The organism is Sphingobium sp. LMA1-1-1.1 (assembly GCF_040676365.1).
Classification (GTDB): Bacteria; Pseudomonadota; Alphaproteobacteria; order Sphingomonadales; family Sphingomonadaceae; genus Sphingobium.
Map to the genome: position 1 here is coordinate 324,755 of NZ_JBEGHS010000012.1, position 22,505 is coordinate 347,259.

The window sequence follows — 22,505 nt, forward strand, 5'->3', positions numbered from 1 at the left end:
GGTGATGAACGATGCCGTGAAGCTGTTGACGCGCATGTTCGGCTTCACGGCAGACGGCCGGCAACATCCCGATGTTTTCCCTGTCGGGGAGCAAGACCGGCCTGCCCCGGCGGACTATTTCCATCCGGACGTGGTGCACAGCCTGTTCGGCCCGAGTGGCACGAAGGAGACGCTGGTCGGACGCGATGCCTTTCTCCATTTCGCCGCGTCCTGCGCGGAGACGCTGGAAGAACGGCACGACGAGATCATCGCCATAACCGGCATCGATCGGGAATGCGCCTTCGTCCACGCCCGCGCTTATCGCCGGAGCGCGGCGAACGGCGAGGCGATCCATTATGAATGGGCCATGCTCTATCGCGTCGAGCAGGGGCTTATCACCTATGGCGCCGACGTGCTGGATGCCGCAGCGCAAGCCTTCTGGGCGCAGGTCCGGTCCGCACCGGCCGGCTGAGGTCATGGCGTGGCGCGCCCCATGACCCCACCGAACCTGCTTCAGGCGGCGGGATAAACGCCGCGCATTTTCGCCAGACGGGCAAGGTGCCAGTCCCTGTCGCCCAACAGCGCGTCAATGGCGGTCAGCCGCTTGAAGGCGTGGCCCACCTTATATTCGGCCGTGATGCCGATGGCGCCGTGCATCTGCACCGCCTCCTGGCCGATGATGCGGCCGGACTTGCCGATCTGCGCCTTGGCGGCCGAAATGTTGCGGCTCCGCTGATCGGCGTCGATGTCGAGCGACAGCGCCGCGAGGATCGACATGCTGCGCGACAGTTCAAGCTGCATCAGCATTTCGACGGCGCGATGCTGAAGCGCCTGGAAACTGCCGATGGCGACACCGAATTGCTGGCGGGTCTTGAGATAGTCCACGGTCACGTCGAACGTCTCGGCCATGGCGCCGACCGATTCCGCGACCAAGGCGGCGGTCGCTTCCTCGAACACGTGGGAGAGGATGTCCTCCCCCTGCCCCGGCGCGCCAATGAGGGCTTCGTTCGCTACATGGACGCCCGAAAGGGCCACCGTGGCGACCGGCACGCCGTCATATCCGCGCTTGCCCTCCACCGTCACACCCTTCGCCGCCGCGTCCACCAGGAAGAGCGAGAGCCCCTCTTCCGTCATTGCGCTGACGATGAATGTGTCCGCGCTCTGGCCGTGGATCACGGCAATCTTGCAACCGTCGATGGTCCATCCGTCGCCCGATCGCGATGCGGTCGTGCGCGCCGCCAGTATATGGCGCGGCAGTCCCTTCTCACTATGCGCCAATGCCAGGATGCGTTCGCCCGCGGCGATGCCGGGAACAATGTCCGCGCGCTGCCCCGCCGAGCCGCCATGGCGCAGCGCGCCGCCCGCCAGCACCACGGTCGCGAAATAGGGCTCGACCATCAGGCCGCGGCCCAGCGCTTCCATGACGATCATCATTTCCACGCCACCGCCGCCGAAACCGCCATCCTCTTCGGCGAAGGGCAGCGCGAGCAGGCCCATCTCCGCAAGCCCGGCATAGGCCTCCCGGCTCCAGCCGTCGGCTGTCTTGAGCGCATGTTCGCGCTTCTGGAAGTCATAGGTTTCCGCCACGAAGCGCGTGACGGTTTCCTGCAGCATCTTCTGTTCGTCGTTCAGATCGAAATCCATGGCGCGTCAGAGTCCCAGCATGGTCTTGGCGATGATGTTCTTCTGGACCTCATTGGATCCGCCGAAGATCGACACCTTGCGCATCGTGAAATAGAAGGGCGCGGCGGCGCTGACCCAGCCGTCGTCCGGATCGTTGCGCGCATGGTCATGGTCCGGCATGGCCAGCCCAGCCGGGCCGGCAAGCTCGGCAACCAGTTCGGTCATGCGTTGCTGCATTTCCGTGCCCTTGACCTTCAGGATGGACGCGGCTGCATTGGCGCCGCCGCCATGGGCATCCGCCGCGACGACGCGCAACTGCGTCAGTTCCAGCGCGCGCAATTCCACCTCCACCTCGGCCAGCTTGTGGGCCAGACGGCGCTGCTCTTCCTCGTCCAGCGTGCCTTCTTCGGCAAGCCGGGTTTCCAGCGCGCGCAGTTGCGAAAGGCGCTCCTTCGACAGGCCGATGCGGGCGATGCCGCTGCGTTCGCTGCCCAGCAGATGCTTGGCCACGTCCCAGCCCCGGCCTTCCTCGCCAATGACATTGTCCACCGGCACGCGCACGTCGTCGAAAAAGACTTCATTGGCATCATGTTCGCCATCGATCGTCTCGATCGGGCGGACGGTGATCCCCGGCGTCTTCATGTCGAGCAGCAGAAAGGTTATGCCCTGCTGCTTCTTGCCGCTGCTATCGGTCCGGAAAAGCCCGAACATCCAGTCGGCGTGCTGGGCCTGGGTCGTCCAGATCTTCTGGCCGTTGAGAACATAATGATCGCCGTCACGAACCGCCGTCGTCTTCAGGCTGGCAAGGTCGGAGCCGGCGCCCGGTTCGGAAAAACCCTGGCACCACCAGATGTCGATATTGGCAGTGGCGGCGAGGAATTTTTCCTTTTGCGCCGCCGTGCCGAATTTGCACAGCACCGGGCCGATCATGTTCACATTGAACGGCGATCCTTCCGGCGCGTGGGCCAGCGCCATTTCCTCCTGGAAGATATAGCGCTGGGCCGGCGTCCATGCCTGACCGCCATATTCCACGGGCCAATGGGTAACCGCCCATCCCTGCGCATTGAGAATGCGCTGCCACCGCACCGTATCCTCCTTGGTCAGATGATCCCTGTTGATCATCTTGCGCCGCAGATCGTCCGGAAGGGCATGCTGGAGGAAAGCGCGCACCTCATTGCGGAAGGCGGTTTCCTCAGGCGTAAAATCCAGTTTCATCGCGCTGTTCCCATATAAGAGCCTCCTCCCCAGCAGGCATCGGCCTTCCAAGTCAACGGCGACGCCAAGGGCTTCACATGCCCGATATCATTGCGCCAGATCGAACAGTATCCGCCCGCTCCCTCCCGCCCGCGCGAGCGCGATCCCTTCATCGGCGCGGGAAAGCGGAATGATGGCGCGCACCGGCAAGGCGGGCGGATCGGCGGCATGAAGTGCGGCCAGTTCCTTGAACATCGCGTGCACGCCAGCAGCCCCCAGTGCCGCTTCAGCGGGGCGAAGGCTGAAACCCGCGATCGAGAGGCCGCCGCCGGTCAACACTTGCGACCGCACCTGTATCGGGTCGCCGGAAAGATGGCCGAACAGCAGCAGCCGGCCACCGGGCGCGAGGCAGCTTGCAAGCCGGCCGGTTGCCGCGCCCGCCACGCAGTCCAGGGCGGCGCGGATCGGCCGACCGTCGGATGCAGCCCGCGCACGCTCCGCCAGATGATCGCCGTCCAACAACGCATGGGGTGTCGCCGGATGCGGCCTGTGCACGACATCGATCACCTTGATGTCCATGCGGGCGGCGAAGGCGCGAACCCAATGCGCGACGACCGACCCTGCGCCATTTTGAATAAGCGCCTCGCCCGGACGCGCGCCCGCATGGCGCAACAGCAGATGCGCGGTGGGCGGATTGATGCGCAACATGGCCGCCTGTACCGGGTCAATGCCCGGCAGCGCCACGAGATGACGGCGAGGCAGAAGGCGCATCGCGCACCAATTGCCTCGCTCAAGCGGCATCACCAATTCGCCCGGGCGGAGATCGGCAACGGCCTCGCCCACGCTTTCCACCAGCCCCACGCCTTCAGCCCCCAGCGGTTGATCTTGAGGCAGATCGAAGGAATATCGACCATCGATCGCCAACAGGTCAGCCGGGTTGACAGGCGCATAGAGCATGCGCACCAGCACTTCGTCCTTGCGCGGTGCTGGTGGCAATGGTGCATCCGCAAGCCGAATTTCACCCGTTCCGCCGGGCAGCACCGCACGGTTCATGCAGAACCCGGACAGCGCAATCAGGCGAAATGGCGGCGGTAGCTGGCGATCTTTATCGTCTCCGGCATCTTCACGACGTTGCTGTTGTCCTGCTCCTGGCCATCTTCCTCCAGATGCAGTTCGGCAATGCTCTCCTTGCGGCTGAGCAGCAGGTCCAACATTTCCTGGCCACGCGCGGCAATCACTGCCGGCTGGGCGATGACGCTGACGGTCAGGCGATCCATGTTCCGGCCAAAGGGCAGCAACACGGCGACGCAGCCAACGCCGTCGCGATCCTGCTCTATGGTCCAGCCCTTCTCGCGCAGCACGGCAAATTCGGACAGCAGCTCCGCCACACGGACGTGGCGCGACAGGTCGGCCTCCTCCGCGTTCAGGCGATGGACCGCCGAACGGATCCCCTCGTTGCGATAGCTCGAAAGCAGCAGACGGCCCTGGGTGCTGTGCAAGATGGAGAGCTGGTCACCGGCATGGGCGTCCAGCGCATCTTCATTATTGCCGTGGATGACGTGCAGATGCTGCAGCACATAGTTGGAGCTGGTGGACAAAAGCACCGTCTCGCCGGTCAGCTTGGCGATCTCGTCAATCGCGGACAGCACCGGCCCGCCCCGGAACAGCGAGGGTTTCACCCAGGCGCCCAGCAGGGCGACTCGCGCGGTCGGGCTGTATGTCCGGCGTACGCGGTTATAGTGGAGATAGCCCAGCCGCGTCAGGCAGCGGAGCAGTTCGGATGTGCTGGATTGCGGATAGTTCAGCGTGCGCGACATTTCCATGACGGTGGCGACGCGGCGATCCTGATCGAAATATTCCAGGATCTCCAGCACTCGATGCGCGGATTTAATGGTCCGGGATGCGCTGGTGGCCATTGGCTTTCCTCTCCTCCCGCGGATGCATGAAATTGCATCTGCTGCACGGATTTTCGTATCGCATCACAAATATAATGTCCAACGATTTTTCGAATTGCGTTCGATTTTTCGAATGACTATGCAGGCTGAGCAGAAAACAGGGGACGGGCGGGGAAGATGCAAGAGGCCAAAGTCGAGGAGACCCGTGCGCGGGGACCGAAGGCGATCACGCGTGTGCTCGATCTGCTGGTATTGCTGGCCGGGAAGCAGGATGGAATGAGCCTGGCCGAGCTCAGCGCGGTCATGACGGTACCCAAAAGCACCTTCATCGATACGCTGCGGGGCCTGTGCGACATGCATTATCTGTCCTGCCAGGAAGGGCGCTACCGTTTGGGGCCGGCGGCCTATCATTTCGCGAGCCGGATCGTGCGCCACTGGTCAGCGCCCGAACTGGTCCGGTCCCTCGTCAAGCAACTCGCTGCCGAAACGCGCGAATCGGTGGGATTCGCCATCGCCGATTGGGAAATCGGGCAGGCCATCTACACCGAAGCGAGCAACAGCCCGCAACCGGTGCGCTATGCCATGCAGGCTGGGCTGCGCGCGCCCCTGTACGCGAGCGCCGCCGGCCGCGTCCTCATGGCCTTTGCCGGTCCGGAGCAGGTAGAGGACTATCTGGCCCGCGCCCATCTTCGGCAACTGACCGACAGCACTCGAACTGATCCCGACGCCATTCGCGTCAGCCTGGCGGAAATTCGCAGGCAGGGCTATTGCGCCAGTTTCGGGGAAATGTTGAGCGACACTGCGGCACTGGCGGTGCCGGTCATGGGCCCCGATGGGGATATGCTCGGCGCCTTGATACTGGCCGCTCCGCTCGCCAGGATGAAGCAGAATTTCGACCGGCTTCTGAGCGCCACGGTGGAGGCGGGCCGCCGCGCTTCAGCGGGAAGCTGACGCGCGGCGGATAGCTTGTCGACCGAAGACAAGCTTCAGACAGGCAGCCCCATGAAGCGCATGCCGTTTTCATACATAACCTTGCGCACATCGGTGGCCGACAGATCCTTGCACGCTTCCTCCGCGAACAGCCGCGGTTCCTCCACGCCCTCTGCATGCGGATAGTCCGATCCCATCAAGACCCAATCGGCGTTGCCGACCTGATCGATGATGGATTTCAGGTCATCCTCCGGATAGGCGACGACGGAAACATGGCGGGCAAAGATGTTGCTGGGCCGATCCTTCAACTGCCCGGCGGGCCAATAGCCGTTCTTCGCAATGCCCCGGCACTTGTCCATCTTCACCAGCATGGACGGCACCCATTCGGCGCCATTTTCAGCCGACAGCAGCCTCACATTGGGAAAGCGTTCGAAGAAATTCCAGAAGATGAAGCTCGACAGCGTCTCGATCACCGGCCGTTCCGAATAGCCGTGCATCCATACGAAAGCGGACTGGCGGATGCGCGATTGCTGCATGCCCTCCCCCCACAACGCCATATGATCCTTCAGGTAAATAGCCTCGGACACATGGAAGACGACCCGTATACCTGCTTCATTGGCGATCGCCCAGAAGGGATCATGGTCGGGATGCGCGGGCGCCTTGCCGTTATAGGGGCCCATCGGCATCAGGATGAGCTTTGCGCCCTTCGCGACCACATCCTTCAGCGCCTTGCAGGCCTCCTCGACATTGTCGAGCGTCATGATGGGGCATGAGAAGATGCGGTCGTTGTAATTATACTTCCACTGGTCGTACATCCAGCCATTATAGGCATTCAACACGGGATAAGCGTAACGCGGATCATCAAGGAAACTGATGGCCGTGATCATGTTGCCGACAAAGAGAATGGATGAACGCACGTCCCAGGCGTCGAGCAGTTTCACCCGCGCTTCGGGTTCCATCATGTCCGCGCTCTTGGGCACGTGCATGTCGATCTCGGCCTTGCCCTCCTTCATGGCGCGCAGCCATTCGTGCAATTTGCCGGGCGCGGGGACACGGCCATCCTCAAAAAGATGGTCGGCGCTGATTTCCACCTTGCGCGGCCCCACATACATGGCGAAGTCGCCGTCCGATCCTGTCTTGAACGTTACGCCATAGCGTTCGGCAGCGTCCTGGGGCAGATATTTCGTCCAGGCTTCATCCGTTTCCCAGAAATGCGTGTCGGCATCAAAGATCGGACCGGAATAAACAGGCGAAGTTTCCGTCGCCTTGATTTGTGCAGACATAATCTTCCTTCCCCAAGGTCGTGACGTCATTTCGATATTGTCTGGGCCATGCGCCATGAAAGTCGGGCATCCAGTGTCCAAACCTATATAGGCTTGAGCGGATGGCGCGAATATCGACCCGGACCTGCCATCACATAGGCGATGGAGCACCGGCACCATCAGATGACCGATCACTATATGCTACCTAGCCATAGCGGCAGCGGCATTGTTGACGTGGGCACGCCGCCGCCCATAGGCCAGACAATCATAATGCATGGAGACATCGGATGGCTGAGTTGGACGAGAAGCAGAAATCGGGCGTCGACTTCATCAGCGGCATCATGGGCGAAGGGTTCGGCAATGCCTTTCGCGACGCATGCACCGCCGATGGCTTTGGCTCGGCCATCCCGCGCATGGCGGCAAGCTGGGCTTTTCATGACGCCTGGCGGCATCAGGGCATTGCTCCCAAGGAAAAGAGCATGGCCGTCATATCCGCCCTTATTGCCATGCGACAGTCGCTGGAACTGAAAAACCATGTGAAGATCGGCATCGCCAACGGGTTGACCCCGCAGGAGCTGGAAGGGCTGCTGGTGCAACTCACCCCCTATGTCGGCTTCCCGTGCATCGCCTCCGCCACGACGGCGGTCATCGAAGCCATGCGCGAAGCCGGCGTCTCTCCCGACGTCAGGACGGCTGAGGAAAAGGGGTTGCTGTGATCGGCGCGACAGCCTTGACCAATCCACATTTTTCCGACCTGCCGAAGACGCTTGGCCACACATTACCGAAGGTCATCGCGCATGTCGCCGCACGTTATGGCGACACGCCCTTCATCGTCGGGGAGGACGGCACACGGATCAGCTTTGCGCAATTCAAGGAACGGGTCGATGATCTTGCCCGTGCGTTGATCGCCCATGGCGTTGCTTATGGCGACAGGGTCGCGATCTGGGCGCCCAACAGCGCGGAGTGGATGATCGCGGCGGCGGCGGCGGAGAGCATCGGCGCCATCATGGTGCCCATCAACACTCGCTTCAAGGGTGGCGAGGCGCTCTACATATTGGCCAAGACGCGGGCCAGGATCCTGTTCACCGTGACGGGGTTTCTGGGCAATGACTATGCCGCCATGCTGATCCAGGCGGGGGGAGGCCCGGGATCGGCCGGGCCGGTGCGCGATCTGCCGGCGCTCAGCCATATCGTGGCACTGGACGGACCTGGTTTCGACATGTTCCGGCGCACGCAGGCCGATGAGGCGGAACTTGCCGCACATATTGCGGCCGTGACGCCGGAAACGATCGCTGATATTCTTTTCACCAGCGGCACCACCGGACAGCCCAAGGGCGCGATGCACAATCATGGCCAGGCATTGTGGGTGCCGGCCATCTGGAACGAATCCAATGACCTGCGGGCCGGCGATCGCATGGCCATCGTCAATCCCTTCTTCCACAGTTTCGGCTACAGGTCGGGCTGGATTTCCGCGCTAGTGGCGGGCATCACCGTCTATCCGCTGTCCACGTTCGACGCCGAGGCGCTGCTCTCGCTGATCGAACGCGAAAGGATCAGCGTGTTGATGGGCCCGCCGACGATTTTCCTCTCGCTGATGGACCATCCCCGTTTCGGCGTGTTCGACATTTCCTCGCTGCGGGTTGGGCACACTGGCGCTTCCAATGTTCCTGTCGACCTGATCCGCGCCGGAAGGGAAATATTCGGGTTCGACCTGTTCCTGACCAGCTTCGGCCAGACCGAGTGCACGGCGCTCGCCACCGTCAACTATCCCGATGCCAGCTTTGAAACGATCGCGCGGACGGTCGGCAAGCCGCTGCCCGGCGTGGAGCTGCGGATCATCGATGCGCAGGGCAATCCGCTGCCCGCGGGCGAGAGCGGCGAACTGCTGATCCGTGGTCCGGTGGTGATGCAGGGCTATTTCGAGGAGCCGGAGCAGACCGCAGCCACGATCGACGCAGACGGCTGGCTTCACAGCGGCGATGTAGGATGCATTGCGCAGGATGGCACGCTGCGCATCCTCGATCGTCTCAAGGATGTCGTCATCGTCGGCGGTTTCAACGCTTATCCGGCGGAGGTCGAGAATATCCTGCGCAAACATCCCGCCATTGCCGATGTATGTATAATCGGCTGGCCCGATGATCGCATGGGCGAAGTCTGCGCCGCCTGCGTCATCCTGAAGGATGGCGAAGCGCTGACGCTGGCGGAGTTGACGGCATGGAGTCGCGAGCAGATGGCGAATTACAAGGTGCCGCGCCATCTGTTCCTGATGGATGATTTTCCGCGCACGCCCTTGGGAAAGATCCAGAAATTCCTGTTGCGTGATCGGATCAAGGCCCAGGCCGACGCTTAGAGCGATTTCCAAGCGATCGACACCGATCGCTGGTTAAGAAATCGCGGAAAACAAGGAATCCAGAGCGGCAGGCCGCGAGAGCTGAAGGCTGAACGACCCCCGCGACAGGTCTAACGCCGGAAAGGCAGATGAGAGGATGGCGATGGAATTCCGGGGCGACTTTTATCAAATCGGCGTGGTGGTTCGCGATATCGACGCAGGCATGGCGCGTTACCGCAATCTCCTGGGGCTCGACCCTTTCTGGCGGCTCGATACCGATTATGAGGGCCGTTATCGCGACTGGCGCGGCCGCTTTGCCAACAGGAACGCCTTCACCAGATGGGGCGATGTCTATCTGGAGATGATCGAGCCGGTCATCGGTCAAGGCAATGCCAGAGAATGGCTGGAAACACGGGGCGAAGGCATTTTCCACCTCGGCTATGCAGTCGATGATCTTTCGCAGCGGCCCGATGGCGTCGAATGCGTATTCGAAAGCTGGGGCGCAAGGATGCCCAATGGCGATCCGGCAGTGATCCACCTCGATACCGTGGAACAACTCGGCTATTTTGTGGAACTGTCGGATCGCGCGCTGGTCGACCGGCTGAACGCCACGATCGACCAGTTCATCGCGCAAGAGGCAAGCATCTGATCAATGCCGCCCGAAGGGCCGCGAGACAGCGTTTCCTATGGCAATAGCTCGCGGAGGTCATGGTCGAGTGCGGCCTGTCCGAAGCGGGCGGCATAGGCCGTGTTGACGGCCTCCGTCTGGAACCTCACCTCATTGGTGAGGAAAATGAACAGGCCCCAGACGATGGAACGCCTGTAATCCAGCCATGCTTCGTCCCAATCCAGAACCGGGCCACCTTCCCGCGCCAGCGCGTCGAGATAGATGCGCAGCAACTCGCCTTCCCATTCCGCCCGATCGGCAAGGTCGGCGGCACAGACGATGTGGTAGGAGACCTCATGGTGCCAGGCGGTCTGCGCCACCTGTGCGTCGAAATAGCCGGGCGTGCCATCCTCCAATATGTACAGATTGCCCAGATGCGTGTCGCCATGAATGAGGCAGCGGGGTTGGGCGCGCTGAATGTCACCGATGGTCATCAGCGCGCGTTCCATCCAGACCCGGTCGTGCAGCCGCGTGGACACCGCCGCGCCCCGCGGCGAGGCCATATAATGCGCCCAGATATCGGGAACGAGATAACGGCGCATATAGTCCAGTCCCCAGCCGTCGAACCGGCTGGCGATGTCGGCCCAGCGGCCGCCCGTCTGGAAATGGGGTGAAGCCCAGGTCGCTGCATGATAGGCGGCCATGGTTTCCATGCGGCGCGCAATCTGATCGAAGCTGTGCGGGCGCAGCGCATCGCAGAAATCGACGCCGGGCCGCTTCAGATCCTCCATGATGACGATCGACTGGTGCGAATTCGGGTCCGTTCCGGCAAAATAGGCACGTGGCGAAGGCATGGGGATCAAGGGCTGAATATCGGCGTAGAAGCGCGTTTCATTGGCGTACATCGCCGCCATCTTCGGACTGTGCTCCTCAAAGCCTCCTTTGACGATCAGGGTTTCGCCGATCTGTTCGGCGCCCTCCCCCTCCACAGTCAGCCGGACACGGATCTTGGTCGAGGTCCCCAGGATGATATCGACTATCTGCGAGTCGCTCACCGACACGCCGGGCAGTCGCTGTCGCAGAGCGCGGGTCAGCCACGCGCTGTTGATCTGCTCGGGCGTCAACGGCAGCGGCAATGCGTCAGCAGGATAAGCCTTATTCATGAATCTCTCCGTGGTCCTTTTGGCGCAGAATGCCAGACAGCAACGCGCAAGAAAAAGGGGGCGCAGAACTCTGCGCCCCCTTGATGCTTTCACCCTGATCCAGGATCAGAATTTGAAGCCCACCTCGATGCCATAGGTGCGCGGCTCACCGTAGACGCTGTTCTGGAAGCCCAACCCTTCGGCGATGAGACCCAGCACGCCGATGCGATAGGTTTCGTTTAGCGCATTGTTGACGAAGGCGGCGACCGAAGCGCCTGACCCGCCGACATTGTTGAGTTCGGCACGCAGGTTGATCAGCGAATAGGCTGGCTGAACGCCCTGGATCTCGAAATCGTCAAGATAGATCTTGCTGCGCCACGTGTAGTTCATGATGAAGTTGAGCTGGCCGACATCTTCGCTGATGGGCGGCGAAATCGTCGCCGTGGCACCCAGCTGATGCTTGGGAACGCCGCGCTGCTCGAACTCGGTCAGACCATTGGCCAGCACGACGCGGCCTGCCCGGATCTTGACCTTCGTGTAGGAATAGAAGGCCGCGAGCGAGAAGGTGTCGGTGCTGAAGTTCGCCTCGAACTCGCCACCGACATTGCGCTGCTTGGCGGTATTGTCGACGATGGTGAAGACATTGCCGTCGACGAAAGTGGCGCGCTGTTTCTGCACATCGCTGCCATCCTGACGGAACAGCGCCGTGCTGGTGGTCAGGCGACCGCCACCCAACCGATGATTGGTCTTCAGGCCGACTTCATATTCGTCGACGAATTCGGGGAGGAAGGGTGCCAGCGTGACCACACCGGTTGCCCGAGTCGAAAAGCCACCCGCCCGGAAACCATGACGATAAGACGCATAGGTCGTCACTTCCGGCGTAGGTTCATATTGCAGGGTCGCGTCGTAGGTCCATTCCTTGAACGACTTGCTGTTGGTGAAGGCGCACGGCCCGGTCTGCCGGACGGTGGTCTCATAACCCGCCGGGACGACCGGGTTGAAAGTACAACGGCCGAAGGTACCGTCCGCATTGGGATAGTTGGGCTGCGACGGCGACACGGTGATTTTCCGCTTGTCGTAATTGTAGCGAAGGCCGCCCGACAGGCTGACCTGATCCGTGACCTTGAAGGTGCCCGCGACAAAGGCGGCCGCGGTTCGTGCATAGCCTTCACCCGGATTGCTGGTGACGAAGAGCGACGCGTCGGTCGTCGCGGGATTGAGGCCTGCCCCGGCGATATTCAGCTGAGGCAAGGTGTTGGCGAGCGAGCCGTCAATACCCTTTTCCTCGAAATAATAGCCGCCGGCGATCAGGTCGAGCCGGTTATCGAACATCTTCGCCTGGAGCTGCAATTCTTCCGAAATATTGCGTGAGCGCGAATATTGATAGGGTGCAATCAGGAACGCCGGGATTCCGTCATAATCCTGCACGATATCCCGACGCTGCTTGCGGTAGCCAAAGATATTCTTCAGCGTCAGGTTATCAGATAGTTCCCAGGTCGTCTTGTTCGTGATTCCCCAATTCTTGATGCTTTCACGCGGCAACCCGAACACGTCGAGATTGCTGCCGTCGCCCGAACCGGAATTGAGCGTGTAGCGATGCGTGCGGAAAAGCCGCTGCGCTTCGGCGAACTGTCCCGGAATATCGGCCAGGTTGGCATATCTGCTGAGAGCCGAGGGATAGCTGATGGAGGTCAGGAAGGACGCGGTGCCGTTTTCGCGCGACTTGAACCAATCGAACACGGTCAGCGATTCAATGCCATTGCCCGGCGACACGAGCGCCGACACGCGGAAGGTGTCGTAATTCTGGTTATCGAGACGCAGTCCGCTGCCTATGTCGTGCGCCCAGCCGTCACGCTCGCGGGTCTTCCCCGAAACGCGCAGGGCAACGGAATCGCCGACCGGAACGTTCACCATCCCGTAGATATCGTGCATGTCGTAATTGCCATATTGGCCACGAACTTCGCCCGCGAACTCGCCCAGCTTCGGATGAGCAGGCTCGACCAGCACCGCGCCGCCGGTCATGTTGCGGCCGAACAGCGTGCCCTGCACACCCTTCAGAACCTGGACCGATTCAAGGTCATACAGGCTGTTGCCAAAGCCGTAGGGGCGCGGCTGCACCACTTCGGCGAAATAGGTGCCGACCGGCGGATCGGTGAAGAGCTGCGTTTCCTGCGTCCGCTGGCCGCGCAGCGAAAAGGCAATGGTGTTGCGCTGGCTCTGCGCACTGGTGATCGAGAGCGAAGGGGTGCGGTATTGCAGGCCCTGAACGTCGGTCACGCCCGACCGCGAAAGCTGCTCGCCCGAAATGGCCGAGACAGAGATCGGAACATCCTGCAGCGCCTCGTCGCGGCGGCGCGCGGTGACCACAATGTCGCCGGTCGACACGCCGTCGGTCTGCGGCGACGCGGCATCCTGAGCAAAGGCGGGTGCGGAAACGAACAAAACCGCGCAAGTCGCGGCAAGATAGCGTCGATAGGTCATTGCATCCTCTCAGGGACTGATGGAACCGGCCTATAGCTTTGCTCTGAAGCCGGCGAACGGATGAACGCCAGCTAGCGCCATTTCCCGCTCGGCCAAACCCTTGATTGGCGGATGTTATGGATCATCAGATACGCGATCTTGCATATACGCTGGAATAGGGAAGATGATTTAAGTCGTCCGTTGTTTTCAGGACACAGTTCCAGCGCCATTTTTTCCGGCTTTATTTTCAGATGATTATATAATCCATATTTTTTCGGCCAAATGTTGCATCAACGTTTAAACCGGATGCTTTTTTCCGGACATGAGGATGTTTTTGATCAAATACTGATCCTGCGAGACCAGGCGCGGCGACGCGCATCGATCTGCGCGAGACGTTCTTCCCGGCTCAGCCGGGCAATATCATCGGGCAGATGCGCATCAACCTGATCCAATGGCACGATGTCGAGCCAGTGGACTGGTCCCCCGCCCTGTACCTTGTCCGGCAATCCGATAGCGACCGCCATTGCCCGCCAGGCCGATAGCAGTTGTCCGGATTGTCTCCGCCCATGCGTGCATCGGGCACGGCGGAAACACGGGTTCGATTCCCGTGGAATAACAATTATATTGCAATTACTTATCCATTGAACCTGAGATAAAATCTCCCACTTTTTATCTTTTTGACCATCTTGGATATGCTCGGATACGCGCTTCGATACGCCGCAGATCGAGCTTCACTGATAGTCCAGCGCGCCTTCCGCCGCGCGAACCACTTCCTCGATCTTGCCTCTGCGCAAACGATCCAAGGGCGCTGCACCGTCGGTATAGGGGTTGGGGGTCACGAGCCAGTCCCAGGCCGTTTCATCATCGCTGAAATGCACACGAACACGGTCAAGCCCCTCGACCGGCGCGCGTCGATCGAACTGCCGCGTGGGATAGACATAGTTGCGAACGCCCTTGCGCAGAGCGAGGATCTTGTGCGCACGCCGCCAATTATCCAGCGAGGCCCGAGCGACCCCCAGCGCGATTGCCATCTCCCCTGCCCCGAGCGTTTCGGTTGCCAGTCGGTGGCTGAGATCATCCTCAACCGTGACGGCGTCGAGCCTGGACTGCCCTTGCGCTTCGCTGACGAGCTTGCCGAGGCCACCGTCCGCCAGCTTGCGCGTTGCCGTAAAATCGCTAGCCGCTTCCAGAACCTTGCGCGCCAGACGCTCGGGATCGGGACTTGAACGCTGGAGCATGTTCGCCAATTTGAGCAGGGTTGAACCGCTCAAGGCGTCAAGAAAGTGCGCCACGGCATCGCGGGCGTCCTGGCGGGTGGTAATCTGCGGCTGGGCCATATCGTCTTTTTGTCCAATATAGCAAACTTATCTATTTTGTCCATAACCCTGCCAGCCAGCCTTTTCAAGAATGGGCCAGCCAGAGCCGCCAAAGTTGGGATCGCGTAAACGTACCCCAGCAGCCCCTCAGAGCTGGAAAGCTTTGCTTTACTGCACCGCCGTCGCTCCACCGTCATAGGCTTACCGGCACTCGACATCTCAGGAAGGAGACGGCCAAGCCCGGCCGTTCCTGTCTGCCACCATGAACGTCAGCTTCTGACAGAACCCGCCGGTGGGACGCTTTGAAGCGGACGGCAGGCACGACTTTGCTATCTGGCCGTCGTGATCGGTCTCTATCCCCGCTGCGTGGTCGGTTGGTCGATGCAGAGAGACTACCGACGTGGGTGCTGCAGGCGCCTCACATCGTGGCATGGCGGCGCAACCGAAGCAGCGAATGCTGATCCATTCGGACCAAGCCTTGCCGTTCACCAGCATGGACTGGCCAACAATGGGACCGCCGCGCGCATCGATGAAAGCGCTCCACCGGCTAAATCCCGCATTTGACTACATACCAACCGGTCGGTATGTAGTGTCCATGTCGAGTCGAATTCCTTCCGTCCCAAACAAGCCCAACGCCCGGACGCGCCTGCTTGACGCTGCCACCAAGCTGGTCCGCGAGAAGGGCTTTACGGCGACAAGCGTCGACGATTTGTGTGCGGCAGCGGGCGTGACCAAGGGTGCATTCTTTCACCATTTCGAGTCGAAAGAAGCGCTTGGCGTGGCTGCCGCAAATAACTGGGCGGAAACGACATCCGCCTTGTTTGCCGACGCACCCTATCACCTTCCCGCCGACCCTCTCGACCGCGTGTTTGCCTACCTGGATTTCCGGCGCGACCTCGTGTCGGACGAGATTGCCGGATTCACCTGTCTGGTGGGCACGATGGTGCAGGAGGTGCACGGGACCAGCCCTGCCATTCGCAATGCGTGCAAAGCGAGCATTTTCGGGCACTCGCAAAGCTTGGTCCCCGATATCGCCGCCGCATTTGCAGCCCACAACGTGCAGGATGTCGAGCCGATTGACCTGGCGCTCCATTTCCAGGCCGTCCTGCAGGGAGGTTTCATCCTGTCGAAAGCGAGCGGCGACCCGGCGCATACCCGCACCAGCGTCGCGCATCTCAAAGCTTATGTCGCCATGCTGTGCGGCGTCCCCAAGCCGAACTGAAAAGGAGTGCATAACATGCCCGGAACCGTCCATCTTCACCGCGTCCTGCCAGTCAAACCCGAGAAGCTTTTCCGTGCCTTTACCGATGCCCAAGCGCTGGCGGCGTGGCTGCCTCCCTACGGCTTCACCGCCGAAGTCGAACATTTCGATGCGCGCGAAGGCGGAAGCTTTCGTATGGCGTTCACGAATTTCACGACTGGCGGCTCACATAGTTTCGGCGGCGAATATCTGGAATTCGTTCCCGGAGAACGACTGCGCTATACTGACCGGTTCGACGATCCGAACCTGCCCGGCGAGATCGTCGTGACTGTCGACTTCAAGCCGGTATCGTGCGGAACCGAGTTGAGCATCGAACAGGCTGGCATTCCCGACGTCATTCCCACAGAAATGTGCTACTTGGGCTGGCAGGACTCGCTCGACAAGCTTTCGCGCCTCGTCACCCCTGAAATCAATCAGTGATTGGGTTTAGAGGAAAGAAGCCATGTCCAAACTGATTTTCATCAATCTGCCAGTCACCGACCTGAAAAGGTCAATGGCGTTTTACGCAGCCATTGGTGCCGCCAACAATCCGCAATTTACCGACGAGACTGCCGCTTGCATGGTGGTTAGCGACGCGATCCATGTCATGCTGCTGACCCACGACAAATGGCGGCAATTCACGTCAAAACCGATTGTGGATGCGCATGCAAGTGCGCAGGTGCTCCTGTGTCTATCCGCCGACAGCAAGGACGAGGTGGATGCCTATGTCGACAAGGCGATGGCTGCGGGCGGGAAAGGCGACCCGACGCCGACACAGGATTTCGGCTTCATGTTCGGCCGCAGCTTTGAGGATCCCGATGGTCATATCTGGGAAGTGATGTGGATGGACATGGCAGCAGCGCCCGATGCAATGCAGACCGGGTCGGCCTGACATGCCCGTCGATCCGCATGCCGCCATCGAAGTCACTGCCTATGACTGGGTGCCCGAAATGGCGCAGGGCCGCGTCAAGGATCTGCGCGTGCGGTGGGCGCTGGAGGAAATTGGCCTGCCCTATCGCGTCCGGCTGGTCGGCGGCGCAGGGACAGAGAAGTCGCCGGAACACCTTGCCGATCAACCGTTCGGCCAAGTGCCGGCCTACCGTGAAGATGGTTTGACCCTGTTTGAATCAGGGGCAATTCTGATCTGGATCGGCGAAAAGGACGAACGGTTGCTGCCACGCGATCCTGCCGGGCGCGCGCGGGCGATCGGTTGGGCGTTTGCGGCGCTCAACAGCATCGAACCGTTTCTAGGTACGCTGACGCTTCTGCGCTTTTTCGCAGACGCAAAACCGTGGCAGGAGGAAGCTAAGGCGGCAGTTCGACCGTTGCCGGTGATGAGGCTGGCACAGCTTGCAGCGGCGCTGGGCGACCGCGACTGGCTGGAGGATCGTTTTACGATCGGCGATTTGCTGATGGTCGACGTGCTACGAAATGTGCCGGAGCCAGACTTGCTTGCGGCGCATCCGAACCTTGCGGCTTATGTCAAACGCGGCACGGCGCGGCCTGCTTTCAAGGCGGCGTTGGCGGCGCAAATGGCAGTCTTCCAGCAGCCGCAATGATAGTCACGGATGGCCTCCAACCGGGAATATCCAGTTTTGGCGCTAATGCCGACGTCCTCAGATACCGTGTGGAGGGACCATATCGCTCCCACGAAAATTCCCGGCAGCTGTCGACCAGTTCAAGTCATTCCACCGTTCATTCTGAACCGTCGGATTTAGCCTAATCCTGCCATTGCCGCTCATGCTCGCGAAATGCGCTAATGTCCCGCGACCTTGCGGCAGCAGTTAACACTGATACGATTTACAGATGGCTTCGTTATCTGCCTCTGCCCTTACGCTTTCCGATGTCGTTTCGCAAAGAGAAGGTAGAAATAATCAAGCGTGATCCTCCCATCCTAACGCTCTATCTGCTCCTCGATAACCAACGATTTTCGCACGTAGAGTGATGGCTTCACGTTGGACAACGTCTGGAGCTTGCGCCCCTTCTTCGTCATCCAGGTAACTTCGACCTTCACCGGGTCGAGCGATTTGAGCCCGAAATGCAGGGGCGCGGCATTTTCGGAATTATAGCCGTCGCCAGTCGAAAGCTGGCGCGTTGCCAGTATCTTGCCGCCCTTGTCGTAAAGCCGCACTTCCGCGCCCATGCGCGTGAAGCGCCCTTTGGCGTCGAGCAAGGTAACCGACAGGCTGCGCTTTGCCGCCGCACGATCCAGATCGTTGTGGAACAGGAAATGGCCGCCCTGGCTGGTGTAGCCGCGCATCACCGACAGATCGAGCGCCCCGTCCCGGTCATAATCGACCCATTGCACGCCATGGTCGCCGACATTGAGCTTGGACGTTTCACTCAACACCTGCCGGAAGCCTTTTCCGCCCTCATTATGGAACAGGCTGTCCTTGGGCTGCTGCTGATCGCGCGGGCCATGGTAGGAGGTAACGAAGAGGTCGAGATAGCCGTCATTGTCATAATCGCCCCAGACCGCCCCGACGGCGTGATTGTCGATGGCGACGCCCATCTCCTTGGCGACATTGGTGAAGGTGCCGTCGCCATTATTGTGATAGAGGGTGTTCACCCCGTAATTGGGGACGAACAGGTCAAGGAAACCGTCATTGTCATAGTCGCCGACGGCGCAGCCTACCCCGCCATCCTCCTTTGACCGCCCCGGATTATCCATGCCCAGCGCGGGGGCGACATCGGTGAACGTGCCGTCGCCATTGTTACGCCACAACGCATCCGTCGCGCCCGACTGGTTCGCGAGGAAGACGTCGAGGAAGCCGTCGCGGTCATAGTCGAACCAGCATGCGCCTACCGTCGGGCGGCTGTCCGAAACACCGGTGCCGACCGACACCTGGACGAACTTGCCACGATCGTTGCGAAACAGGCTGTTGGGGCCAATGCGGTTGGCGGCATAGACGTCCAGGTCGCCGTCATTGTCGTAATCGACCCAACTGGTCTGGCGCGCGGACCGATTGGGAATGGTGAGGCCGAGTTCCGGCGCGACGTTCGTGAATGTCTTGCCGCCCTGGCTGTGAAAGACCAGGCTGAGGTCGCCCGGCATCGTGGCGCCACCCAGCAGGTCGATCCAGCCGTCGCCATCATAGTCCCCCCAGGCAACGCCACGCATTTCGGGGCCGGACGTCGGCAGGCCCATCTGCGGGCCTACATTGACGAACTTCCCCTTGTCGTTGCGATAGAGCCGGATGTCGCCGCCCTTGAGCGACACGGCAAGGTCCAAGTCGCCATCATTGTCGAAGTCCGCCCAACTATTAGACAGGGACCCGGCGATGGCGAAGTCATCGCGCTGCACGGAGGTGAATGGCGGTTCGGCGGAAGCCGCGGAATCCTGGGCGATCGCTGGCTGACACAGCAGGACCAGCGGCATGATATGGCAGAGCGTGCGGTTGAATGAAGGCATGACGTCTTCCCCTCTGATCAGATTTGGCTGGTCTTGCGGGTGTCGGGCATCCGCAGATAGATGATCAATGAAACCCCGATCATGGCGGTGACATACCAGTAGAAGCCGCCCTCCATGCCGATATGCTTGAGCCAGAGCGCGGCATATTCCGCCGTACCGCCGAACAATGTGTTGGCGAGCGCGTAAGGCAACGCGACACCCAGCGCGCGGATGTTGGCCGGGAAAAGCTCCGCCTTCACAATGGCGTTGATCGAGGTATAGCCCGTGACGATCACCAGCCCGGCCAACACCAGCAGAAAGGCGCCGAACGAAGAGGTGACGCTTTCCAACGCCGTAAAGATCGCTGTGGTGAACAGGACGCCGGCAACGCCGAAGGCGACGAGCAACGGCTTGCGCCCGATCCGGTCGGACAGCCACCCCGCCATCGGCTGCAGCATCATGTAGATGAACAAGGCCGACGCCATGATCGCGGTGGCGGTCTGCCGGCCGAAGCCCGCGCTGTTGACCAGGAATTTCTGCATATAGGTGCTGTAGGCATAGAAGGCGAGGGTGCCGCCGGCCGTCAGCGCCATGACAAGCAGCACTTCACGCGGATGCCGGCGGATGAGGTTGAGGCCGCTCGACCGGGGCTGTTCCCTGACAGCTGCGCTCTCCTCGAACGCTTCGGTTTCCTTCAGGCCCCTGCGCAGGCGGTAGACACCTACCGCCATCAGGCCTCCGATCACGAAGGGTATGCGCCAGCCCCAGCTTTCGAGTTGATGCTCGGTCAGGAAGAGCTGGAGCAGAAGGAGGACGCACAATGCCAGAAGCTGCCCGGCGATCAGCGTCACATATTGGAAGCTGGAAAAGAAGCCGCGCTGGTCCTTCTGCGCCATTTCCGACAGATAGGTCGCGCTCGCGCCATATTCGCCGCCGATGGACAACCCCTGCATCAGCCGGGCGAGCAACAGCAGCACGGGCGCGGCGACGCCGATGCTGGCATAGCCGGGGATGGCCGCGATCATCAGCGATCCGCCCGCCATCAGCATGACCGACAGGGTCAGTCCCGCCTTGCGCCCCTTGCGATCGGCATAGATGCCCATGATCCAGGCGCCGATCGGCCGCATGAGAAAGCCCACGGCAAAGATCGCGGCTGCGTTCAGCAGTTGCGCCGTGCTGTCGTCCGAAGGGAAAAAGACAGGCGCGAAATAGAGGGTGAAGGCGGAATAGACATACCAGTCATACCATTCGATCAGATTACCGATCGAACCCCCAAGGATGGATTTCAGGCGATCCTGACGGGAAATTCCTACCGAGGCGAAAGACGTAACATGATCCATCCCCGTTGATACGGATGATCCAACAGCTTTCTGCTAACTGCCGTCCGAAGAAACGAGGATGATCGAATTATCGCTGCCGGACACCGCCCGAACGCCGAAACCGCTTTCCAGCGCATCAACAAAGTCCTGCGACCGATCGAGCCGAAAGGCGCCGCCGACCCTGAGGCTGGCGATGGCGGGATCGCCGATGACGAGCGGGGTCTGACGGTAGCGGTTGAACTCCTCCACCGCCTGCGCCAGCGTATCGCCCTGAAACTCCACCATGCCCTCCTGCCAGGCAACGCGCTGCTTGATCTTGGCTGGATCGAGATGCGTGACGGCGATGCTGCCGCTGCGGACGGCGGCGCTTCGACCGCTTTCGATCCGACGCACGGCGGAATCGCCGTTGCGGACCGCGACGATCCCCTCGATGACCGTCAGTTCCGTGACATCGGCGCGCAGGCGCACGTTGAACATGGTGCCAACGGCCCGCACCAACGTGCCGTCCGCGTTAACGATGAAGGGCCGCTTTGCGTCATGGGCGACATCAAATTGCGCTTCGCCCTTCAACAGTTTGATCGATCGGATATCGTCGCGAAGCGACACCTCGATCGAACTGTCGGTGTTGAGATGGACGCGCGATCCATCCGCCAGCCGCACGGTGCGCGTTTCGCCCAGGGCCGTTCTATAATGATCGACGGAGCCTGCAAGGCGCAAGGCTACGGTCGATGTAATACCGGCGACCGCCGCTGCGGCCGCAAGACCGAGCAGCAGATCCCGGCGACCCAGGCGATGGGCCTTTGTCCCTTCGTTCGGCTCGACCCATGCGACCGCTTCGGTCGGGACATTTGCAGATGGCTCCGGTCGATCATCCCGACCGGCAGGGAGTTCGGTCAGCCGCTCCGACAGTTCCCACCCTGCCTCCGCCTTGGCAAAGGCAAAGCCATGGGCAGGGTCCAGGGCGATCCAGTCATAGGCGACATGCCAGTCCTCCGGGGCGTCGCTAGCCCGCGCATTAAGATACAGACGAGCCGCTTCGGCCTCGATCGCCTGCATCTCTTCTGCGCTTTTGTAGCGACCATCCAAATCCAGAACCCTCAAACTGTCCGATGGCTTGCATTATCTTTACAGCCGCGCGCGTCAAATGCTTGTCCACGGTAAAGACGGACAAGCCCATCTCCTCTGCTATCTCCTTGACCGGCTTTTCATGCACGCGACGAAGGATGAAGGCCTTGCGACACTGCGGCGGAAGCGTGTCCAATATCGCCTGAAGATGGCGCAGTTCGTCCCGCGCGTGCAAGGCATCTTCGGTCGAATTGTCCGCCTGAAGCACGTCAAGTTCGGCGACCAGTTCGAGCGACACGATCTTTTCGCGACGGGCCTCGTCAATCAGCAGGTTTCGCGCGATCTGGAACAAAAAGGCCTTGCCGCTCTGCGGACGGCTGATGTCGCCATGGGCATAGGCGCGCGTCATGCATTCCGCGACGATGTCGTCAATGTCGTGCCGCTGGGACAGAATGCGCCGCAACCGCGAACGCAGCGCGCCTTCATGGGGCAGAACGGCCTCCTTGAACCAATCCAGCCTGGCCCTGATCAAGTGTCCGTCCAAACCCGTCCCCCTGCGCACTTCGCTTTGCCTTTTCGACGCCCGGTCCGATCATCGTCCAGGTGCGAGCCGACCGATACCCAATGCCCCTCCGTCACAAAAATGAGATATTTTTGAGTGTCGATACCAGAAACGGGAACGCGCTTCGTATCCACCACTGACGACCAGATATTTTACGGCCCAATCATCTCACGGGGGATATGATGTCACGT

At 60.9% G+C, this 22,505-nt stretch carries 22 protein-coding genes; 9 read left to right on the top strand and 13 right to left on the bottom strand.

Annotated elements, in window-relative coordinates:
- The first annotated feature begins 4 nt into the window (after positions 1 to 4).
- Positions 5 to 451: a nuclear transport factor 2 family protein gene (locus MRBLMA1_RS08945; RefSeq protein ID WP_363736209.1), complete on the top strand. Its 447-nt coding sequence runs from the start codon at positions 5 to 7 to the stop codon at positions 449 to 451.
- A 41-nt stretch (positions 452 to 492) separates the two neighbouring features.
- On the opposite strand, the gene MRBLMA1_RS08950 is transcribed toward MRBLMA1_RS08945, so the two are convergent.
- The 4 genes from MRBLMA1_RS08950 to MRBLMA1_RS08965 all read right to left on the bottom strand — a co-directional run bounded on the left by MRBLMA1_RS08950 (position 493) and on the right by MRBLMA1_RS08965 (position 4,712).
- Positions 493 to 1,623, bottom strand: coding sequence for an acyl-CoA dehydrogenase family protein (locus MRBLMA1_RS08950; protein WP_363736211.1), 1,131 nt, complete (start codon positions 1,621 to 1,623; stop codon positions 493 to 495).
- Between the two features lie 6 nt (positions 1,624 to 1,629).
- The gene (locus tag MRBLMA1_RS08955; protein WP_133651306.1) at positions 1,630 to 2,817 is read right to left on the bottom strand and encodes an acyl-CoA dehydrogenase family protein; all 1,188 of its coding nucleotides are present in this window, start codon (positions 2,815 to 2,817) and stop codon (positions 1,630 to 1,632) included.
- An 87-nt stretch (positions 2,818 to 2,904) separates the two neighbouring features.
- The gene (locus tag MRBLMA1_RS08960; RefSeq protein WP_363736212.1) at positions 2,905 to 3,849 is read right to left on the bottom strand and encodes an MDR family NADPH-dependent oxidoreductase; all 945 of its coding nucleotides are present in this window, start codon (positions 3,847 to 3,849) and stop codon (positions 2,905 to 2,907) included.
- 20 nt (positions 3,850 to 3,869) lie between these two features.
- Positions 3,870 to 4,712 carry an IclR family transcriptional regulator gene (locus tag MRBLMA1_RS08965; RefSeq protein WP_363736214.1) on the bottom strand — a complete coding sequence of 281 codons (843 nt, stop codon included), beginning with the start codon at positions 4,710 to 4,712 and terminating at the stop codon, positions 3,870 to 3,872.
- Positions 4,713 to 4,868: 156 nt separating this feature from the next.
- Between MRBLMA1_RS08965 and MRBLMA1_RS08970 the strand changes: the two genes are divergently transcribed.
- Complete coding sequence (locus MRBLMA1_RS08970; protein WP_363736216.1) at positions 4,869 to 5,642, top strand: IclR family transcriptional regulator; 774 nt, start codon at positions 4,869 to 4,871, stop codon at positions 5,640 to 5,642.
- Between the two features lie 35 nt (positions 5,643 to 5,677).
- On the opposite strand, the gene MRBLMA1_RS08975 is transcribed toward MRBLMA1_RS08970, so the two are convergent.
- Positions 5,678 to 6,904, bottom strand: a complete 1,227-nt coding sequence (locus MRBLMA1_RS08975) for an amidohydrolase family protein (RefSeq protein ID WP_363736218.1) — start codon at positions 6,902 to 6,904, stop codon at positions 5,678 to 5,680.
- 266 nt (positions 6,905 to 7,170) lie between these two features.
- Here MRBLMA1_RS08975 and MRBLMA1_RS08980 point away from each other — a divergent pair, with 266 nt between their 5' ends.
- From MRBLMA1_RS08980 to MRBLMA1_RS08990, 3 genes are all read left to right on the top strand, one after another.
- Positions 7,171 to 7,599: a carboxymuconolactone decarboxylase family protein gene (locus tag MRBLMA1_RS08980; protein WP_363736219.1), complete on the top strand. Its 429-nt coding sequence runs from the start codon at positions 7,171 to 7,173 to the stop codon at positions 7,597 to 7,599.
- Positions 7,596 to 9,233, top strand: coding sequence for an AMP-binding protein (locus tag MRBLMA1_RS08985; RefSeq protein ID WP_363736220.1), 1,638 nt, complete (start codon positions 7,596 to 7,598; stop codon positions 9,231 to 9,233). Before MRBLMA1_RS08980 ends, MRBLMA1_RS08985 begins: the two co-directional genes overlap by 4 nt.
- Before the next feature lie 136 nt (positions 9,234 to 9,369).
- On the top strand, positions 9,370 to 9,861 hold the full coding sequence (locus MRBLMA1_RS08990) for a VOC family protein (RefSeq protein WP_363736221.1): 492 nt from the start codon (positions 9,370 to 9,372) through the stop codon (positions 9,859 to 9,861).
- A 35-nt stretch (positions 9,862 to 9,896) separates the two neighbouring features.
- Here the strand turns inward: MRBLMA1_RS08990 and MRBLMA1_RS08995 are convergent, their stop codons facing one another.
- The 4 genes from MRBLMA1_RS08995 to MRBLMA1_RS09010 all read right to left on the bottom strand — a co-directional run bounded on the left by MRBLMA1_RS08995 (position 9,897) and on the right by MRBLMA1_RS09010 (position 14,758).
- Entirely contained in the window at positions 9,897 to 10,982 is a 1,086-nt protein-coding gene (locus MRBLMA1_RS08995) for a phosphotransferase family protein (protein ID WP_363736222.1), read from the bottom strand.
- Between the two features lie 105 nt (positions 10,983 to 11,087).
- Positions 11,088 to 13,442 (bottom strand): TonB-dependent receptor, encoded by a 2,355-nt coding sequence (locus MRBLMA1_RS09000; protein WP_363736223.1) that lies wholly within the window; start codon positions 13,440 to 13,442, stop codon positions 11,088 to 11,090.
- A gap of 317 nt (positions 13,443 to 13,759) precedes the next feature.
- On the bottom strand, positions 13,760 to 13,945 hold the full coding sequence (locus MRBLMA1_RS09005; protein ID WP_363736225.1) for a hypothetical protein: 186 nt from the start codon (positions 13,943 to 13,945) through the stop codon (positions 13,760 to 13,762).
- A gap of 207 nt (positions 13,946 to 14,152) precedes the next feature.
- Entirely contained in the window at positions 14,153 to 14,758 is a 606-nt protein-coding gene (locus MRBLMA1_RS09010; protein ID WP_363736226.1) for a hypothetical protein, read from the bottom strand.
- 409 nt (positions 14,759 to 15,167) lie between these two features.
- Between MRBLMA1_RS09010 and MRBLMA1_RS09015 the strand changes: the two genes are divergently transcribed.
- Genes MRBLMA1_RS09015 through MRBLMA1_RS09030 form a run of 4 tightly spaced genes read left to right on the top strand, consistent with a single transcriptional unit; the run spans position 15,168 to position 17,536 of the window.
- Positions 15,168 to 15,959 (top strand): TetR/AcrR family transcriptional regulator, encoded by a 792-nt coding sequence (locus MRBLMA1_RS09015; protein WP_363736228.1) that lies wholly within the window; start codon positions 15,168 to 15,170, stop codon positions 15,957 to 15,959.
- Positions 15,960 to 15,974: 15 nt separating this feature from the next.
- On the top strand, positions 15,975 to 16,418 hold the full coding sequence (locus MRBLMA1_RS09020; protein ID WP_363736229.1) for an SRPBCC family protein: 444 nt from the start codon (positions 15,975 to 15,977) through the stop codon (positions 16,416 to 16,418).
- A gap of 22 nt (positions 16,419 to 16,440) precedes the next feature.
- Positions 16,441 to 16,869, top strand: coding sequence for a VOC family protein (locus MRBLMA1_RS09025; protein WP_363736231.1), 429 nt, complete (start codon positions 16,441 to 16,443; stop codon positions 16,867 to 16,869).
- 58 nt (positions 16,870 to 16,927) lie between these two features.
- A complete protein-coding gene (locus MRBLMA1_RS09030; protein WP_363736233.1) occupies positions 16,928 to 17,536 on the top strand; it encodes a glutathione S-transferase family protein in 609 nt (202 codons plus the stop codon).
- Positions 17,537 to 17,871: 335 nt separating this feature from the next.
- On the opposite strand, the gene MRBLMA1_RS09035 is transcribed toward MRBLMA1_RS09030, so the two are convergent.
- The 4 genes from MRBLMA1_RS09035 to MRBLMA1_RS09050 are packed head-to-tail and all read right to left on the bottom strand — an operon-like array spanning position 17,872 to position 22,314.
- Entirely contained in the window at positions 17,872 to 19,389 is a 1,518-nt protein-coding gene (locus MRBLMA1_RS09035) for a CRTAC1 family protein (protein ID WP_363736235.1), read from the bottom strand.
- A gap of 17 nt (positions 19,390 to 19,406) precedes the next feature.
- On the bottom strand, positions 19,407 to 20,708 hold the full coding sequence (locus tag MRBLMA1_RS09040) for an MFS transporter (protein ID WP_363736237.1): 1,302 nt from the start codon (positions 20,706 to 20,708) through the stop codon (positions 19,407 to 19,409).
- 33 nt (positions 20,709 to 20,741) lie between these two features.
- A complete protein-coding gene (locus MRBLMA1_RS09045; RefSeq protein WP_363736239.1) occupies positions 20,742 to 21,743 on the bottom strand; it encodes a FecR family protein in 1,002 nt (333 codons plus the stop codon).
- On the bottom strand, positions 21,703 to 22,314 hold the full coding sequence (locus MRBLMA1_RS09050) for an RNA polymerase sigma factor (protein ID WP_363736241.1): 612 nt from the start codon (positions 22,312 to 22,314) through the stop codon (positions 21,703 to 21,705). The genes MRBLMA1_RS09045 and MRBLMA1_RS09050 overlap by 41 nt, the downstream gene beginning before the upstream one ends.
- Between the last annotated feature and the right edge of the window lie 191 nt (positions 22,315 to 22,505).